This is a genomic window from Mobiluncus curtisii ATCC 43063, from assembly GCF_000196535.1.
Classification (GTDB): Bacteria; Actinomycetota; Actinomycetes; order Actinomycetales; family Actinomycetaceae; genus Mobiluncus; species Mobiluncus curtisii.
Genome location: NC_014246.1, coordinates 831268 through 848824, shown reverse-complemented (window position 1 = coordinate 848824; position 17557 = coordinate 831268). Strand labels below are relative to the sequence as shown.

Below are 17557 nucleotides of genomic sequence, written 5' to 3'. Positions count from 1 at the left end.
CCGCTACCCTCGAGAATGTCGCGACCGGTCAGACAGCCCCGCCGCACCTACCCTTGTGCAAACTAAAAATGGGTATCGGTGCCAGGCTGTACCTGACACCGAAACCCAGGGAGATGAATAGGGGATTTTCCTCAAAGAATCAGTATTGACCGAAGTTCTGTACCGTGTACACCCACTGGCGACCGGTAGCCGTGCCGATGCCGGTGCGGTTGAAACGCCGATCCATCAAGTTACGGTAGTGACCGGGGGATGCCACCCAAGCCTTCGTAGAGCCTGCCGCGTAAGCAGCCGGGTCAACATTGTAGTATCCGACCATGTTCTCGCCAGCGAACTTCCACCCTGCCGGGAACAGGTCCGCGTACTTCAAAGCGCCGTTAGAGTGAACAAACACATCCGTGCGGGCGACTTGCTGTGCCCAGGCACGAGCCGCATCATCCATCACCGGGTCACGAGTCAGGGACGGGATACCCGCACCGTTGCGCGTCGCGTTGATGGCGTTGAACACGGCATTTTCACGAGCCTGGTCAGCCGGGGAAGGCTGCATCGAGTACTTGGTGTAGACCTGAGATACCCCAGCAACCGGAGCGGCATCTACTTTCTGAGCCTGTGCCGGCTGAGCGTAACCGGCTGCCACATTCATGACGTTATCCGATACCGCGCTGCCATCACCGATAGCGGTTACGGTCGGGTTACCGAAAGCAGTCACCAGGTCACGAGTGTTGTCCTGGGCGTTACCGGGAACCAAAAGCACCGGTCCATCGCTCAGCGAGCCTGAAATCAGCGGGTAGACCAAATCCGAGCCAGAAGCCAAGTAGATGTGGCTAGCGTTAGAGAACACCGTGCGGTTGATAGCCTGAGCGGTCAGATAACGATTCTCTCCGGCGATACGGCTGGTCGCCGCTCCGCCAGCCACCTGGCTGAGACGTGAGCTGGGAACCACGCCTTCACCGCCCAAAGCTACGACCTGGGAGGCGCCCAGAGCCTTCACTGTCTCGGCGGCGGTGGCAATGTCGCCCGCATTACCGCTGACGGTAACAATCGGACCGTCACGCAGCACGCCTGCCACTGCGGCATCCGGGGAACCCTGACCGTTAGACCCCATTGCGTCAGCAACGTAAACCTTGGCACTGCCACCGGGATGACCGTACTTGGCAATCGTGGCCGCGGTAGCCACGCGGTTCGGTCCAGCCAGACGGGTCACGTCGGCGACCCCGGTGTAGGTGCTGAGCTGACCAGCTACATCGGCGCTAATCGCACCCTCGCCACCAAGAACCACAATCTTGGAGGGGTGTAAACGCTTAATTTCGTTAAAGACATCGACCGGGACATTACCTGCAGAGGGAACCAGCAAGATTGGACCGTTGGGCAGCACCGAAGCCGCCAACGCATCAACCGGATTATCATTGCGAGCTACATAAACTTCCGAAGCTCCGCCAGGGAATGCGGTCCGTGAAATTGCGATCGCGGTCGCGGTAGGACCACCGCCACCAACACGATTCGGTTTCGCAGGGGCAGGTGCGCCAGGAGCCAAGGGTTCCGCTACCGAGGAATCTTTCGCATCCGCGCTTGTGGTCTGTTGAGGCTGACCCAAGACGGGGGAGCGATTCAGATCCGGGCTGCCAACCAGCATAGCTACGGCGACCATAGCGACTAGCGCAGTGCCACCGACCAGGAAACGTCCAAAGCGCACGCGCCCATGTACCATCGGTCGCATTGCCGCGCTGACTTCGGAGCTTTCGTCCGTCTTTACATCCATGTTAGGGGTCTTCGGTTTCATAATCCTTATTCACCTGTCCCAGTTTGTTTTTGGTATCTGTCAGACACCATTTCTTACTCTCAATATTAGCGTTTTATCCCCTCGAAACGAAGGACGTTTCCCCTGAATATCAATGAGAAATGCCTGAATATCGCCAATTTGTTTCCTGTGGGACTTACTTTCGAAACCAGTTAACCTGCAATTCTTCCCCGATTTAATTTCGCGTCATCTCAAAACGTTGCGAATCCGCGAATACGATTTTGTGATTAAGATTCATGTCATTGTTACGACATTTCAGGAAATAATCACCTTGTGAATAGTGCGCGTTCAGGAAATCATCCGCCATTTGGGCATATACCGAATCCCGGTTGTGCGCCTCGGGAATGTTAAACAAGCTGCCCCGGTTGCCCCATACCGTGACATGGTTCGCCGCACCTGGATTCAGCCCCGCCTCCAGCTTCGGCACCAAGTCGTTACTGTTTTCAAACGAAATCATATGGATGTTTTCGGGCACCCGGTTCATTGCTCCCGCCACCGGTGATCCGGCGGTTATCACCGAACGCACGTTATAGTGGCTGGTAAATGACGGATCCGCCGCCAGGTTCGCCGCCACAATTCCCGCTTGGGAGTGCCCCACCAATTCCACCGGGGTCGTGGCGTCCACCTTCATGCTTTCCAGCGCTGCCTGCACCGCTCGCGCTGGACCGGTCTTCATTCCCGCCACCGCTTCCGTATTTGTCAACATGTCCTGGGGCATCCCCGACCCAGCATCCCAACTCTCGGTACCCCGCAGAATGACCCGCACTCCCTTCTGACCGGCGGCATTGCGCCATCGCTGAATCTCGAACGCCCCGCTGTCACCGTAGGGGTCAATAGTATTGGAATAGCGGAACACGTCGCCCGGATTTTTGGGGAATGTTCGGGTCGCCCCCGCTCGACTCCCGTCGATGGTCCACCCCAGCCCCGCGCCTCCGCCCTGTTTACGTGGGTTGTATAGTTGAGTCGCCAATAGTTTGCGTTCCAGGCGTTGCGCCCGGTTTACTCCGATGAGCTTGCCCGTTGGGGTTTTGGCAAAGTTTGCCCTTCGAGTGTCCCGAGTCTCCTGTTGACTGGCGGCGAACTTGGCATAGGCTCTCTGGTCATATGCGCGCAGCCACAGTGCGGGCAGCTGTTTCCCGAAAGGCACAGTTTTTCGTGGAACGACGCCGGTTTTTTCCAAGATGCCCCGGTAGGTAAAGAACTGTAAAGGTCCAAAAAGCACCATCCCTGCCACGGTGAGGGGATCGTCCCACCCGGAGGCATGAATCAGGTCTGGCGGAGTGACTTTATCAAACCAGCCGTCAAAAGCGGCGTTCAGTTCCGTAGAATCCTCAAAGCCGGGCGTGTGCAAGATGGCGGTATTACCGTTGCCGCTGACCGTCAGAGAGTTCGTCGCTCCGTATCGTTGGGCACCGAGCTTCGCCTGCATCAACGAGAGGAACACCGCTGCCAGCTCGGTATCGCTCATTTGCCCCGTGTGATAGACGTGACCGTCCACCGTGAAACTGGCAGGGAAATATTCCCGCAACGCTAATTGGTGCGCGACCAGGCGCATCGTAATCGTTTCAAAATCAAAGGATGCAAATAGATTCCTGAGGTCGTCTTCGGTCAGTTTATACACTCCCAGGACCCGTTCAAGCTGCTGGCGCAGCGACTCGATTTGCTGACTCACCGCCACGGTGCCACAGCGAGCCTGACACGCCACTGCTGCCGCGTTTTCAAAACGAACCCACGCTGACTCCAGAGCTGCCAGCTGGGAACTGTACAGGGCGGCGCCTTCCGGGGTCTCGCACAGTCTGACCAACCGGGCATGAACCGTGTAATAGCGGTGTGCCAGGCGGGACTGTTCAACGGAGATGCAGTGCGTCAACGCGTCCAGGACTTGCGCGCTATGCTGCAGGCTCGCCCTCAGTTGTTCCATCTGGTCCGTGTCTACGCACAAGCCGGGTCCGCCACCTACCAAAAAATCTTGCGGATGGCCCACCACCGGACTGCGGTCGTCCCCAATAGAAACATCGTCGAGCCAGCTCACAGCAGTGCCTCCAAACTCGCTTTGGCATCCTCTAGCTCATTGATGTAGTCACCCAAAATTTCTAGGTCCCGCAGCCGCTCTCGCCACCTCTCGTTATAGACCTGTGCCGCCACCCCCAGCCACGTGAGGTTTTCTGCCTTACAAAAATGGGCTACCGCCTGAGCGTGTTGCCGGCTGAACAGTCCCCAGTAACACATCTGCGCCATCATCTTCCCCCTTTGCGCACCGTCACCAGTGAGGCTCCGGCACCACCAACCTAACCGGAGGACATCCGCCACCACACTTGTGACCGTTTTAAAAGTGGATAACCGCTTCCCGCCACACTTGTGGAAAACTCCTCGCACCCGGACTTTTGCGCGGAAAAACGCCTAAAAACTCGCCGGCTCGGTCAAGTTTTTAGAAAACCTTGACCGAGCCGGAATCCGTAAACCGGGTTCAGATATTTTCGGGAACCATCGAAATCGCCCCGCACGGGCATTCTTCGGAGCAGATGCCACAGCCCTTGCAGTAGTCGTACTTGAACACGTACTGAGTGGGTCGAATCTTGGTGATAGCGTTATCCGGGCACACCCCGAAACAGTTGTCACATCCGAAACAGTTACCGCAGCTCATGCAGCGGCGCGCCTCAAAAACGGCGGATTCTTCGTCTAAACCCTGCACGACCTCGTCAAAAGTCGAGGCGCGACGCGGACCTTCAATCTTGTCGCGAATCTGGCGGGGAGCGTCCGCATAGTACCAGGTGTTCATACGTTTGATGGCGGCGTCAGGAGCTTTGTCCCGCGCCTGATATTCCTCGCCATGTAGGTAGGCGTCAATGCAGCGAGCAGCCTTTTTACCGTGACCGATCGCGATGGTGACGGTGCGATTGGAGGGCACCATATCGCCCCCGGCAAACACGCCTTTCATCCCCGTCATCATGCGGGAATCGACCTTTACCACGCCCTTTTCAACCTCGATGCCGGGAGCTTTCTCGACGATACCCAAATCAGTTTCCTGACCCAGCGCCATAATGACTGAATCGGCGCCCAGCTCCTCATACTCGCCGGTGCCGACCGGGAAGCCTTCCTCGTTCAACACCATTTTTTCAATCTTGATAGCCCCGCCGTCCACGTGCTTAATCGTGGAGAGCCACTTCATCATGACGCCTTCTTCCTCAGCCTCCATGATTTCCGAATCATGGGCAGGTGCGCGGTCGCGAGTCCGGCGATACACGATAATCGCCTCTTCGGCGCCCAAGCGTTTCGCGGTCCGGGCCGCATCCACCGCCGTGTTCCCGCCACCGTAAATGACGACGCGGCGTCCCAGCATCGGTTTCTCGTCGGTTTCCATATCTGCCAACATATCCACCGCGTCCATCACTTTTGCAGAATCCCCGGCGGGAATGTCAGCGTGACGACCCATCTGGGCACCAATAGCCAGGAACACGGCATCGAAATCACCCGCGACTTCAGCCACGTTCTCTACCTTTGAGTTGAACTCAAAAGTGACCCCCATGTCGGCGATACGCTTCACTTCCTGATCGAGGATGCCACGCGGCAGCCGGTAGGAAGGAATCCCAAACCGCATCATGCCCCCTGCCATCGGACCGGCGTCCCGCACCGTGACGGTGTGACCCATCCGGCGCAGATGGTAGGCAGCCGACAACCCGGAGGGACCCGCTCCCACCACCAGCACTTTCTTGCCACTTTCGGGAGCGAGCAGACCGACCGTCCACCCTTCCAGCAGGGCTTTGTCCCCTACGAAGCGTTCAATCGCGTTGATACCCACCGCTTCGTCCACCATGCCGCGGTTACAGGCAGTCTGACAAGGGTGGTAGCACACGCGTCCCATCACCGCCGGCAACGGGTTGTCAGCCATCATCTGTTCCCAGGCCTGACGATACCTGCCTTCTTCGGCATAAAACAGCCACTGTTGGCAGTTTTCCCCTGCCGGACAAGCCTTGTTGCACGGCGGTAGGTTACTCACATAGACGGGTCGCTCGGTGCGCCACGAACCGGTCTCGTTCTCAAGGGAAGAACCGACCTCGAGGGTAATCGCAAAAGGAATAGTTTCCTCTTTCTTCAGTTCAAGTTTGGCTGGTGTCATTTTCGTTTCCTCTAACTTTTTCAATAGCTTCCGGGCGCCCGTTAGTCGGTTTCGGGTTCGTTGCTGACGTCCATTACCTGCCGCCCGGGCAGTGCCGCAGCAAAACGTCCCGCCGGGTCATCGGGAGCACTCAAGATACGTTCCCGCACGTCCTCGTCCAGTGAATCCATCTCAATCAAGCCGTAACGTTTAATGTTTCGGTCGGCAATGGCTTGAATCCGCGCCAACACTTCGCGCGAATCCGGACCTTTGAAGACGTGAGCGAAACGACGCTGCGGCTTCAAGTAAGCCTCGACCGGGGCAGGACGACGAATCTTGGTGACGGAAGTAATCTCTCCGTTCTCCGCTTCATACACGGGGAACAGCCCGGTCTGAATCGCCAAACGAGCCAAAGTGACCGTCAAGTTTGAGTTTGAACCCCACCCCAGCGGACAGGGCACCAAAACATGCAGGTAGCGCGCTCCGCGGTAAGTCATCGCCTTTTGCACCTTGTATTCCAAGTCACGCAAATCCGCTACGGTCGCGGTGGCGACGTAAGGAATCTCGTGTGCCATCGCAATCCGCGGCATGTCTTTACCCTGGGTAAACACGTTGCCGGGATGTTCGCCGACCGGCTGAGTCGTCGCGGTGCGTGCCGCCGCCGGGGTTGCCCCGGAACGCTGCACCCCGGTGTTCATATAGGCTTCGTTGTCGTAACAGATAAACAGGACGTCGTCGTTACGTTCAAACATGCCGGATAAGCAAGCCATCCCAATATCGACGGTGCCACCGTCTCCGCCTTGGGCGACCACACGAATGTCGTCTTTGCCCATAGCTTTCAAACCCGCGGCCGCTCCGGCTGCCACCGCAGCGGCGTTGCCAAACAGGGAGTGCATCCAGGGAATCGTCCACGCGGTTTCCGGGTACGGGGTCGAAAACACTTCCAAGCAGCCGGTCGCGTTGATTGCCACCATTTTGCCTTTGGCGGCAGTCGTAGCGGTATCAATCGCGTAGCGAGCTCCCAACGCTTCACCACAGCCCTGACAGGCGCGGTGTCCGGAAGTCAAGGAGTTTTTCCGGTTCGGGTCGGATTGCAGGGAACGCCACTGCAGGTCTGCCAACCGGTTACCGACCGCGAAGGAGCCGACTTGATAGAACTTGACCTGTTCGCGAGCCGGAATTTCGGTCTGTGTAGATTGCGTGATTTCAGTCATTTTCTTCTCCTCTGTTCCGGCTTATTCGGCCTGGTCGGGCACTACCGGGACGGCGTCTTGCTTGATGGACGGGGAAGCCACGCGCGGGTTGCCGACCTTGTCCGCCTTGGGTTTCGGACCGGCTTCGGCAATTTTTGCGTTGGCGCGCAGCACCCGTTCGCGTTGCAGGTTGGTGGCAAAAGCGCCGGAGCGCCGGGTAGCGGCTTCTCGCTCCAGTTCTCCTTGCACCAGTTCCATGTCCAAGTCCATGAAGGTCAGAGGCTCGATGGTGTCTGCCACGGCCTGATCCAGCATGGCGTGCAGGGAATTCTTGGTGATGTTGCGCCCACCCAACCCAGCAATAACTTCGTAGCAGGTGAAAGGCAGTCCGCGCATCGCCGCGCGCAGCTCGGAAGAAACAATCCCGCCAATCCCCAGCTGGAAGGCTTTTTCGAGACACACCACGCGCTTCGCGCTTTGCAACACCTCACGGATGGCCGCGAAGGGGAAGGGCCGGAAGGACACGAGAGACATAATGCCAATCTTTTCGCCATTCTCACGCCGCTGATCAACCACGTCCTTGAGCGTGCCGACCACGGAGCCCAGCGCCACAATGATGGTTTCGGCGTCCTCGCAACGGTAGGTGTGCAGCAAACCGCCGGAATCTCGCCCAAAAATACTCTTAAACTCAGACTGTACCTGCGGAATGAGGTCCAAGGCCTGCAGCATCTTGTGGTGGGCGATATAGCGCACTTCGGTAAAGGCTTCGGGACCGACCATTGCCCCGATAGAGAGCGGATCGTCCGGGTCCAGTACTTGACGGGGTTCATAAGGGGGCAGGAACTGTTTGACCTGTTCCGATTCGGGCAGGTCGACCTGTTCGACCGCGTGGGTGAGGATAAACCCGTCCATGCACACCATCACCGGTACGCTGAGTTCCTCCGCGATGCGAAACGCCTGCACGTGCAGGTCCGCGGCCTCTTGGTTGTTTTCAGCAAACAGTTGCAGCCATCCGGAATCACGCTGGCTCATCGAGTCGCTGTGGTCATTCCAGATATTGATAGGCGCACCGATGGCTCGGTTCGCCACGGTCATTACGATGGGAAAGCCCAGACCGGCAGCGTTATACACGGCCTCGACCATATAGAGCAGACCTTGTGAAGCGGTAGCGGTATAGGAACGTGCCCCCACGGCTGAAGACCCGATACAGGCACTCATGGCAGCAAACTCGCTCTCGACGTTGACGTATTCACAATGTTCGAGTTGACCGGACTTCACCAGGGCGGACAGGGCTTCGACGATGTGGGTTTGGGGACTGATGGGGTAGGCAGCGACCACGTTGGGCTGGCAAGCCGCGACGGCTCGAGCAATCGCCTGGGAGCCTTCGATTTGTTTCAGCATTTCTTCTTCTTCCTTTTAGTGCCGAGTCCGGGGCGCGCCACACTGTCCCGGTGCCGCGGGGGCATTTCAGACCATGTTTGCTTTTACATATTCATAAGCGGTCGCGGCGGCTTCTACGTTGGAGTCACCGACTTTGCCTTTAAACTTGCCACGAATGGCGTCCTCGACCGATTCCAGTTTGATGATCCCGGTCAGCGCTGCCAGTCCGCCCAGCAAAACTGCGTTCGGCAGGGGACGTCCCAGCTTTTCCAGGGCGATTTCAGAGGCGGGCATGGACATAAAATGACCCTGCGGCAGCCTGGTCTCGAGCTCTGACACCCCCAGTTCGGCAGCGGTCTTTTGGGAATTTACCAGCGCGTATCCGTTATCTTTCAGTCCCGAAAACGGATCCATAATTGCCAGCAAGGTCGGGTCTTGTACGATGACAATGTCCGGATCCAAGATAGGTTCCCGAGAGCGAATTGCCTTATCTTCAATCCGGCAATAGCTCACGACGGGAGCGCCGGTCCGTTCCGACCCGAAAGACGGGAAGGCTTGGGCGTGGTGGCCGTCAGCAAAAGCCGCGTAAGCCATTAAATCGGAAGCGGTAACCACACCCTGACCACCGCGACCGTGTACTCGAATCTCAACCATGTTTCGAGCCTATGTTTCCCACCCGGTTTTGTCCTCTATCGCGGATAAAACCGGGGTTTTGCAATGAACAGTCCCCGTAAAAAATTGGGCTTGGGCAGTCTTTAAAAGCAGCATAGACTTGCAAAAAACGTGCCCGCGCTACGATTTCCCCTTTAGGTTAAGCGTAAATGAGCTAAACTTGTGGCACGCACGAGCCAATGGGGGCAACGATGACACAGCAAGAAGACACTCGTATTCGCGTCGGGGTGGTCGGATTCGGTAACTATGGCAAAGCGGCTGCCAAAGCCGTGGGCAAGTGTCGCGATATGGAACTGGTGGCGATTTTTTCCAAACGCGACCCGCAAAAACTGCAAAACTCTTACGCCAAGGTTTACCCCACTGATACGGTGGCACAGTTCGCTGACCGTATCGACGTGGTCATTATTTGTGACACCTTGGCGACCAAGCTGCAGGAAGAAACCCCCCAGCTCGCCCAATACTTCCACACTGTTGACGCCCACCCCTTGCGCGGCAATCCACCCTCGGCCGCGGAAGTCGACGCGAAACGTCAGCTGCGCATGGAGGAACTGGAGAACATGGCGAAAGATATCGCTGCACGCCAGGCAGCTCTTGATGCCGCCGCCGGCGTGGAGCAAACTGCCGTTCCGGAAGCAACTTCACAGGCAACGGCAGATGGGAATGCGGCTCCTGGCGGAGATGGTGCGGAAGACCTCGATGAAGGCATTCATGAAGTCTCCGGTATGATGCTGCCCGCATTTATCAAAGAGCCGGTTTTTCAGCCAGTTTACAAAGCATTCCCCGATTACTTCGCAGCGGTAGACCAAGCGGGACAATCCACCAAACACGTGTCTTTGTGCGCCGTCGGTTGGGAGCCGGGTCTGATGTCGATGTTCCGGGTTATCTCTGACTCGCTGTTCCCCAAGACGAAAACTTACACATTTTGGGGGCGCGGGATTTCGATGCAGTGGTCCAATGCGATTCGCGCTTTTGACGGCGTGTTAGACGCGGTGGCTTACCAGGTACCCAAAGAGGAACCCCTTACCGCAGTGCTCAACGGGGAACCCATCTATGATGATTCTCGCAAAGCCCTGCACTACATGGAGTGCTACGTGGTGGCTGACCCAGCCTATGACAAAGAGCAGCTGCGTGAGGAAATCATGGAAATGCCGGGCTGGTTTGCCGACTACGACACCCAGGTTACCTTCCTGAGCCGCGACGAAATGCGCGAGTTTCATTCCAGACTCATCCATGCTGGACTGATTTTGTCGCGCGCCTCGACCTCCCAGGGCGTTAATGAACAGATTAAGTTGGAAATCGACATGGACGATAATCCCGAGTTCACCGCCTACGTCATGGTGGCAGCGGCTCGGGCGGCTTACCGGGCCGGGCAAGCTGGCTGGTCAGGGGCACACACCATGATGGAAATTCCTCCCATCTGGATGCATCCTGACTCGCCAGAAAAGCTTCGTTTCCAGATTTCCGAGTCGTAGCCTAATCTGGGGGCTTCTCTGAGCTCTCCGGTCAGCTAAACTGCCTCTGTGACGGATTTTGCGCAGCGGCTGCTGGGGCGACCGACCCTGACCGGTCGAGTGGTCGGTTTGGATATGGCACGTGGTCTGGCGATTTTGGGCATGTTCACGGCGCACATGTGGGTTTCGGTGCAAGGTCCCGTCTCTGGCGTGATGGCCTTGTCTCATGGTCGTTCCGCCCCGCTGTTTGCGCTGCTCGCAGGGGTTTCGATGGGTATCATGCAGCAGCGTCTGTCACGCCGTTTTGCCGGTTCCCCCGCGTTATCGAGACGCTTTTACGGTGAAAAAATCCTGGTGCGCGCTGCTTTCTTAATCCTTCTCGCTACCCTGCTGAGCCTCATCAACACCCGTATCCTGCTGATTCTCGATAACTACGGGGTGTGGATGGTTTGCGCACTGTTCTGGGCAGGTCTGTCCGTTCCCATGCAGCTGGGAGTTATCGGTTTGTTGCTGGTCGTAGGCATCCCGTTGTGGCACTACCTGAACCTGCTGTTTTTACCGTCCGAAATTGGCGTGGTCCTGGGACTCAATGATTATCAGATGCCCACGTTCCTCATCTACGTCCTCACCGGGTTGATTCTGTGGCGTTTGGGTTGGGCGGGGGTGACCCTCCAGGCGCGTCGACTGCAGAAGTACGGTGCGGTCATCGGGTTGGGAACTGCTGGCGTAATTTTCGGGGTCGGCACCGCTGTTGATTCGCTGCGTTTGGGGAGGTTTTCGGGGGTACTTTTCGAGAACGACACCCTGTCTATCGCCAATCCCACTCCGGCACAGTTTTGGTATCAAACCCTGATCTATATCGCGCCACATACGGATTCGGTAGCGGAAACCGTGGCAAACACGGCTTGGTGCGTGGGGCTGACTTCCCTGTTGCTGCTGGCAGGACCCACTTTCAACGGATTCTTTTCCCCGTTGGCGGCGTTGGGCTCGATGGCGCTGACCATTTATACCCTCCACATTATCTGGCACGCCGTCACGTTTCGCCTGTTTGGCTATGCCGGACTCATCCCCTCCCTCATCATCATGATTGTCGTTTTCCTGCTGGTCGCGAGCCTGTGGCGGTTACGATTTGGCAAAGGTCCCCTAGAAGCCTTCCTGGCGCGCTTGAGCGATCCTCCTCACCGCGCCGATTGCGCCGCGGGAAAACCCACCAAAAACGATTAAAAACGTGTCGGTCGGCAGGAAACCCACCGACCGAACACGTTTGCGTTTAGAAACCGTTTACGGCAACACCAGACCAAAGATGGGGATAGCCAGGGCAAATACCGTGATGGTAATCAGCACCAAGCCCACCAGAGCGATGATGAAACCGCCCTTGATCATGTCGGTAATCTTGAGATACCCAGAACCGTAAGCAATAGCGTTTGGCGGGGTCGCTACGGGGAGCATGAACGCACAGGTCGCAGCCAGAGCTGCCGGGATTGTCAGAATCATGACGTTAGGACCTTGCAAGCCGATACCCATGGCGACGCCACCGATAATCGGCAGGAAGGCAGCAGCGGTGGCAGTGTTGGAAGTCAACTCGGTCAGCGCCAGCACCAGGGCAGCGACAGCCAGCACAATCAGCACGATTGGGGCTCCTGCCAGTCCCTTCACCTGTTCGCCAATGTAGTAAGACAGACCGGTGTGCTCAAACTGCTTGGACAGCGACAGACCGCCACCGAACAACAGCAGGATGTCCCACGGAATTGTCTTGGCTTCGTTCCAGGTCACCAGACGTTCCCCGTTGGGCTTACCGGGGATGATGAACAGCAACACCGCCACGCTCATCGCCACGATAGCGTCAAGCTTCTTGGGACCTTCAATGCCGGTAGCCTTCAAAATCAGCGGCACGAAAATCCAGCAGAACACTGCCAGGATGAACAGCAACATAACCAGCAATTCGCCGCCACGCAATTTCCCAAGCTTGGCGTATTCTTCGTTAATCAGTTCCTTACCGCCGGGGATTTCATCAACTTCCGGCTTGAACATGACGAAAGTCAAAATCCACCAGGCGAACAGCGTAAAGACAATGACCATCGGCAGCCCCATCAGGAACCACTTGCCGAAGTTAATGTCGTAGTGCAGGGTATCGCTCATGTACGCCTTCAAAAGGGTGTTCGGGGGGGTCCCGATGGGGGTCGCCAACGAGCCGATAGAGGCGGAGTAGGCGATAGCCAGCATCAAACCGACAGCAAAGTTGGAACGCTTGATACCTTTCTTTTCCGCCATGGCCGAAGCCACATCGTCGCCTTCGTTCAACAGACCGGACATCACACCACCGTGGATAGCGCCACCGTAGGCGGCTTCCACATCCAGTCCTTTGCTGGCGGCGGAGTTCTTGTCTCGAGCTGATTCAAACAGCTGCACTACAGACAGACCGATGGGTAGCATCATCACAGCGGTAGCGGTGTTGGACACCCACATCGAAATAAAGCCGGTAGCAATCATGAAGCCCAGCACCAGACGGCGTGGCTTCACCCCGACGACGCGGACGATACCCAGAGCCACGCGCCGGTCAAAGTGCCAGCGCTGCATGGCAATAGCCAGGATGAACCCGCCCATGAACAGGTAAATCGTGTCTGAAGCGTAGGATCCGGCAGTGCCGGCGTAGTCGTTGACTTCCAGCAGGGGGAATAACACCAGCGGAACCATTGCTGTCGCAGCCAGCGAGATAGCTTCGGTCATCCACCAGATAGCCATCATGACCGAAATCCCAGCGACCAGGTACACTGCACCGACATTCATTTCTTCTTCTTTGATAACGTCAGCGCCGACAGACTTGGTAATGACGTCTACCGCGTCACGCGGAATCAAAAAATAAACGATGGCACCCAGAATGATGCCACCGAAGAGCCCGATGATACGAACTTTTGAGATTTTCTTTTCGCCTTCGGATTGCTCCACATCGTGTCTATCAACCGGAAGGACTTCCTTTACACTCATACTTTTGCGTGCCTTTCGTGATTAATCAGCTCAGCTTTGAGCTGACTTGGCACATTGTATATGACAATTTGAGAAGCAAATCTCAAACCGGCAACCATTATCGGGATTTTTTTGGTAAACGTCCAGGTTATCCCCGTGTCAGTATGTGAGATTAGCTTTTTTCGCACCTTGATAGTTCACCAGTCCGGGCACGGATCGGTCTGTGTCCGCGGTTTTCCAGGGGTGTGGATAACCTGTGGATAAAATCTCGGACGTCGAGGGAATTTTCACCTTTGGTCTGCTTGCCAAAGCCGTCGCAAGTGTGCTAAAGGGACCCGCTGCAAGCATAAATACCCAGTTCAACGGCATTTTGTCCACTTAAACCTTATTTACGTAGTGAAAGGTTTTACCTCCGCAGCGCTGCCATCCTTAATTCACAGCGACTGTGGATAACCTGTGAGTTTCTAAACCGCGACATCTCACCTAACTTTGCCAGACAAGCCGCGGTAACCGCACCCTTCCAAAACCAATTCACCCTCTTACCCACGGCTTATCCACAGCTTTATGCCGGGTTATCCACTTATTTTCCACCAAAATGGTTTGCTTAGTGAACACCGAAAGCGTAGGTTTGAGACCTGATGTTTATTCTTTTCACCCCTTTTCGTCAGGGGTGAAGTGTCGGCGAAAGGAGGACCTGTGGAAGACACCGACGCACCTCCGCTTGACCGGATTCCCCCACATAACATCCTGGCAGAACAATGTGTACTCGGTGCCATGATTTTGTCCAAGAACGCTATTGCCGACACTTATAAGCTGCTGCTGCCCAGCGATTTCTACGACTCGCGTCACGAGATTATCTTTAACACCATCCTGGACCTCTACGCTGCGGGAGCGGCATCCGATCCGGTGACGGTTCCTGCTGAACTGGAGAAACGCGGACAGCTCTCTCGCATCGGCGGTTTAGATTACATTCATACCGTTGTCCACTCGGTGCCCACCGCCGCTAACGCTGCCTACTATGCCCAGATTGTGCGCGACCAGGCGACGTTACGCGGTCTGGTCGAAGCAGGCACCCGCATCACCCAACTCGGCTACGCCATCGACACCACGGATGCGGATGAACTCATCAATACGGCTCACGCTGAGCTGGACCGTGTCAGCGAAAAGCGCACTTCTGAGGACTATCGACTGCTATCCGAACTGCTGACGCCAGTCTTGGACGAAATCCAGCAAACCGATGATGACCCGCACACCGTGCACACGGGGTTTCTCGATTTTGACCGGGTTACGAACGGCTTGCACGCCGGTCAGTTGGTCATTGTGGCAGCCCGTCCGGCAATGGGTAAATCAACTTTCGCGCTGGATATTTTGCGTCACGTGACTCTCAGAGAGAAGCGTACCGCGGCGATTTTTTCACTGGAGATGTCCGCCGCGGACATCATTAAGAGGATGCTTTCCGCGGAAGCCAGCGTGCCACTGTCTCTGCTGTTTGCGGGAATGCCCAATGACGGTCAACAGAACCAAGCTAATTGGGACAATATCGCTTCGGCATATAACCGGATGAAGTCCGCGCCTTTCTTTATTGATGATTCCCCGAACCTGACCATGCCCGATATTCGTGCCAAATGCCGGCGTTTAAAGCATTCCCACGATTTGTCACTCATCGTCGTGGATTACATCCAGTTGATGAGTTCACACAAGCGTATTGAGTCGCGTCAACAGGAAGTTTCAGAGATTTCACGGTCCTTAAAGCTGTTGGCAAAAGAGCTGGAGGTGCCGGTCATTGGGGTCGCTCAGTTGAACCGTGGACCGGAGTCTCGTACTGATAAGAAACCGATGATGAGCGACCTGCGAGAATCGGGATCTTTGGAGCAGGATGCCGACATGGTGTTGCTGTTGCATCGCCCTGAGTATTACAACACCGATGATCGACCCGGTGAAGCTGACCTCAATATCGCCAAGCACCGTAATGGTCGTACCGAAATAATTAACCTGCAGTTCCAGGGCAAGTTTTCGCGTTTTGTCTCGGGCATTCGCGCCAATCAAGAAGAACCCCCGCCTCCGGACTATTAAAAAGCCAGGTGCCGGAAACCCACAGGTTTCCGGCACCGCTTGTTTAGGCTCTACTTCTCAGCCCGCACCGTGACCTCGAGCGGTGAGGTGAGTTCTTCGAACAGACGCACTGTCAGTTGGTAAGTACCGACCGACTTAATGGGCTGCTCGATGACAATCTTGCGCTTGTCGATTTCCGCGCCCTTTTGCTCTTTCACTGCCGCCGCAATCTGAGCGGTGGTGATAGCCCCAAACAGACGCCCGTTCGCGCCAGCCTTGGCGTCAATCAACACTGGATCTCCCTCGGCAAGTTTGGCTTGCACTGCCTGCGCGACTTCCATCGAAGCAATCTGCTTCTTTGCCAAGGCGGCCTTCATCCGGTCGATTTCTACCTGGGATCCCTTGGTCCAGGGCATCGCCAAACGACGAGGCAGCAGGTAGTTGCGTGCGTAACCGGGACGTACCTCAACCACGTCACCAGCGTTACCGAGCTTGGCAACTTCGTGTGTCAAAACAACTTTCGTATTCTGAGTCATGGCTAACTTCCTCCCTCAAAATCAGCGGCCGGAACCGGAGTAGGGCAGCAATGCCATCTCGCGGGCGTTCTTAACCGCTTTCGCAATCTGACGCTGTTCCTGCACGGACACACCAGTGACGCGACGGGCGCGAATCTTGCCGCGGTCCGAAATGAACTTGCGCAGCAAAGCGGTGTCTTTGTAATCAATGTTGCCAACCTTTTGAGCCTTTAACGGGTTGGTCTTTTTCTTAATGGGCTTGGTGTTATTGCGCATCTGCTTACCCATATTGATCTCCTTTTATATTGTGTTGAAAAACTTATCTATGCTGTGTCGGAATGCCAGGGTTGAAAACCTTAACACGGCAGACCGGTTTAGAACGGCGGATTCTCGCCAAAGCTGGAATCGGCGGGAGCACCATATCCAGGCGCGGGCGAACTCCAGGCATCCCCATCGGATCCTCCAGCGGGAGCTCCGTAAGTGGGCTGCGGACCAACTCCGCCAGGAGCACTGTTGTAGCCGCCGCCGTTCGGGTTGGCACCAAAGCCACCCTCACCGCGCTGAGTCCGGTTTACCGAAGCGGTAGCAAAACGCAAGGACGGACCAATCTCGTCAACCGTCAGTTCCACAGAGGTGCGACGAGAGCCGTCTTGGGCTTCCCAAGAGCGCTGCTGCAAACGACCCTGCGCAATGACGCGCGACCCCTTGTGCAGGGATTCCGCGACATTTTCTGCCAGTTCCCGCCAAGCGGTACACCGCAAGAACAGAGCTTCGCCGTCTTTCCAGCTGTTGGAGGCGCGGTCAAAGGAACGCGGAGTTGACGCAATCGTAAACGAAGCCAGCGCCGTGCCAGATTGACCCCAGCGCAGTTCCGGGTCAGCCGTTAAGTTGCCTATTACCGTGATAATCGTGTCGCCTGCCATTGTTTCTCCTTAGTTACAATCAATCCGGGGCGTGGTGCCAAAATCCGCTCTCTGTGTACCGCCGTTTCCGGCTCTACTCAACATATCAGGGACCCTGGAGACCAAAATTCGCCTCCGTTTGAGTGGAAAAATTAGGCATCCTTGCGCATCAGTTTGGTGCGCAGAATCGACTCGTTTAGACCCAGCTGACGGTCCAATTCCTTGGCGATTTCCGGGGTGGTTTCCATATCGACAACCACATAAATCCCGTCCGTCTTTTTCAAAATGGGGTAGGCGAGCTTGCGCTTGCCCCACACATCAAGTTTCTCAACTTTGCCCCCCAGGTCTTTTACCTGACCAAACAGGGCACTCATCGAGGGTTCGACAGTGCGTTCATCGACCTCGGGGTCGATAATCACCATCATTTCATATTTCCGCATGTAACTCTCCTTTGGTCTTAACGGCCCCGGTCTCTCCGGAGCAGGAGTTGCCGTCTTGGCGCGGTGCCAAAACAGCCTTACGATTCTAACGTTTTCC

The 17557-nt window shown here is 56.2% G+C and carries 15 protein-coding genes; 3 read left to right on the top strand and 12 right to left on the bottom strand.

Annotation, left to right across the window (positions count from 1 at the left end):
• Positions 1–139: 139 nt before the first annotated feature.
• The 7 genes from HMPREF0573_RS03575 to HMPREF0573_RS03545 all read right to left on the bottom strand — a co-directional run bounded on the left by HMPREF0573_RS03575 (position 140) and on the right by HMPREF0573_RS03545 (position 9118).
• Positions 140–1777 carry a cell wall-binding repeat-containing protein gene (locus tag HMPREF0573_RS03575; protein ID WP_004007769.1) on the bottom strand — a complete coding sequence of 546 codons (1638 nt, stop codon included), beginning with the start codon at positions 1775–1777 and terminating at the stop codon, positions 140–142.
• Positions 1778–1970: 193 nt separating this feature from the next.
• Complete coding sequence (locus tag HMPREF0573_RS03570) at positions 1971–3827, bottom strand: hypothetical protein (RefSeq protein WP_013188917.1); 1857 nt, start codon at positions 3825–3827, stop codon at positions 1971–1973.
• On the bottom strand, positions 3824–4036 hold the full coding sequence (locus HMPREF0573_RS03565) for a hypothetical protein (protein ID WP_236589730.1): 213 nt from the start codon (positions 4034–4036) through the stop codon (positions 3824–3826). Before HMPREF0573_RS03565 ends, HMPREF0573_RS03570 begins: the two co-directional genes overlap by 4 nt.
• Before the next feature lie 226 nt (positions 4037–4262).
• Complete coding sequence (locus HMPREF0573_RS03560; RefSeq protein ID WP_041797932.1) at positions 4263–5912, bottom strand: NAD(P)-binding protein; 1650 nt, start codon at positions 5910–5912, stop codon at positions 4263–4265.
• A 41-nt stretch (positions 5913–5953) separates the two neighbouring features.
• Positions 5954–7105: a thiamine pyrophosphate-dependent enzyme gene (locus tag HMPREF0573_RS03555; protein WP_013188914.1), complete on the bottom strand. Its 1152-nt coding sequence runs from the start codon at positions 7103–7105 to the stop codon at positions 5954–5956.
• Positions 7106–7126: 21 nt separating this feature from the next.
• Positions 7127–8485: a transketolase C-terminal domain-containing protein gene (locus HMPREF0573_RS03550; RefSeq protein ID WP_013188913.1), complete on the bottom strand. Its 1359-nt coding sequence runs from the start codon at positions 8483–8485 to the stop codon at positions 7127–7129.
• A gap of 66 nt (positions 8486–8551) precedes the next feature.
• A complete protein-coding gene (locus tag HMPREF0573_RS03545) occupies positions 8552–9118 on the bottom strand; it encodes a 2-oxoacid:acceptor oxidoreductase family protein (protein ID WP_004011387.1) in 567 nt (188 codons plus the stop codon).
• Between the two features lie 209 nt (positions 9119–9327).
• Between HMPREF0573_RS03545 and HMPREF0573_RS03540 the strand changes: the two genes are divergently transcribed.
• Positions 9328–10608: a diaminopimelate dehydrogenase gene (locus HMPREF0573_RS03540; protein WP_236589732.1), complete on the top strand. Its 1281-nt coding sequence runs from the start codon at positions 9328–9330 to the stop codon at positions 10606–10608.
• 48 nt (positions 10609–10656) lie between these two features.
• Positions 10657–11811: a DUF418 domain-containing protein gene (locus HMPREF0573_RS03535; protein WP_013188911.1), complete on the top strand. Its 1155-nt coding sequence runs from the start codon at positions 10657–10659 to the stop codon at positions 11809–11811.
• Between the two features lie 57 nt (positions 11812–11868).
• Here HMPREF0573_RS03535 and HMPREF0573_RS03530 read toward each other — a convergent pair whose 3' ends face one another.
• Positions 11869–13572: an SLC13 family permease gene (locus HMPREF0573_RS03530; protein ID WP_004007778.1), complete on the bottom strand. Its 1704-nt coding sequence runs from the start codon at positions 13570–13572 to the stop codon at positions 11869–11871.
• A gap of 675 nt (positions 13573–14247) precedes the next feature.
• Here HMPREF0573_RS03530 and dnaB point away from each other — a divergent pair.
• Positions 14248–15624, top strand: coding sequence for a replicative DNA helicase (gene dnaB / locus HMPREF0573_RS03525; RefSeq protein WP_041797930.1), 1377 nt, complete (start codon positions 14248–14250; stop codon positions 15622–15624).
• Between the two features lie 50 nt (positions 15625–15674).
• On the opposite strand, the gene rplI is transcribed toward dnaB, so the two are convergent.
• The 4 genes from rplI to rpsF all read right to left on the bottom strand — a co-directional run bounded on the left by rplI (position 15675) and on the right by rpsF (position 17460).
• On the bottom strand, positions 15675–16139 hold the full coding sequence (gene rplI / locus HMPREF0573_RS03520) for a 50S ribosomal protein L9 (RefSeq protein WP_004007782.1): 465 nt from the start codon (positions 16137–16139) through the stop codon (positions 15675–15677).
• Positions 16140–16160: 21 nt separating this feature from the next.
• On the bottom strand, positions 16161–16406 hold the full coding sequence (gene rpsR / locus HMPREF0573_RS03515) for a 30S ribosomal protein S18 (protein ID WP_004007783.1): 246 nt from the start codon (positions 16404–16406) through the stop codon (positions 16161–16163).
• A gap of 86 nt (positions 16407–16492) precedes the next feature.
• The gene (locus HMPREF0573_RS03510; protein ID WP_004007784.1) at positions 16493–17041 is read right to left on the bottom strand and encodes a single-stranded DNA-binding protein; all 549 of its coding nucleotides are present in this window, start codon (positions 17039–17041) and stop codon (positions 16493–16495) included.
• A 131-nt stretch (positions 17042–17172) separates the two neighbouring features.
• Positions 17173–17460: a 30S ribosomal protein S6 gene (rpsF, locus tag HMPREF0573_RS03505; RefSeq protein ID WP_004007785.1), complete on the bottom strand. Its 288-nt coding sequence runs from the start codon at positions 17458–17460 to the stop codon at positions 17173–17175.
• Positions 17461–17557: the final 97 nt, after the last annotated feature.

Bases quoted from the DNA above. Each gene is read 5' to 3' on its own strand.
- HMPREF0573_RS03575 (WP_004007769.1), bottom strand. From the start codon at position 1,777: ATGAAACCGAAGACCCCTAACATGGATGTAAAGACGGACGAAAGCTCC.
- HMPREF0573_RS03565 (WP_236589730.1), bottom strand. From the start codon at position 4,036: ATGATGGCGCAGATGTGTTACTGGGGACTGTTCAGCCGGCAACACGCT.
- HMPREF0573_RS03560 (WP_041797932.1), bottom strand. From the start codon at position 5,912: ATGACACCAGCCAAACTTGAACTGAAGAAAGAGGAAACTATTCCTTTT.
- HMPREF0573_RS03555 (WP_013188914.1), bottom strand. From the start codon at position 7,105: ATGACTGAAATCACGCAATCTACACAGACCGAAATTCCGGCTCGCGAA.
- HMPREF0573_RS03550 (WP_013188913.1), bottom strand. From the start codon at position 8,485: ATGCTGAAACAAATCGAAGGCTCCCAGGCGATTGCTCGAGCCGTCGCG.
- HMPREF0573_RS03545 (WP_004011387.1), bottom strand. From the start codon at position 9,118: ATGGTTGAGATTCGAGTACACGGTCGCGGTGGTCAGGGTGTGGTTACC.
- HMPREF0573_RS03540 (WP_236589732.1), top strand. From the start codon at position 9,328: ATGACACAGCAAGAAGACACTCGTATTCGCGTCGGGGTGGTCGGATTC.
- HMPREF0573_RS03530 (WP_004007778.1), bottom strand. From the start codon at position 13,572: ATGAGTGTAAAGGAAGTCCTTCCGGTTGATAGACACGATGTGGAGCAA.
- rplI (WP_004007782.1), bottom strand. From the start codon at position 16,139: ATGACTCAGAATACGAAAGTTGTTTTGACACACGAAGTTGCCAAGCTC.
- rpsR (WP_004007783.1), bottom strand. From the start codon at position 16,406: ATGGGTAAGCAGATGCGCAATAACACCAAGCCCATTAAGAAAAAGACC.
- HMPREF0573_RS03510 (WP_004007784.1), bottom strand. From the start codon at position 17,041: ATGGCAGGCGACACGATTATCACGGTAATAGGCAACTTAACGGCTGAC.
- rpsF (WP_004007785.1), bottom strand. From the start codon at position 17,460: ATGCGGAAATATGAAATGATGGTGATTATCGACCCCGAGGTCGATGAA.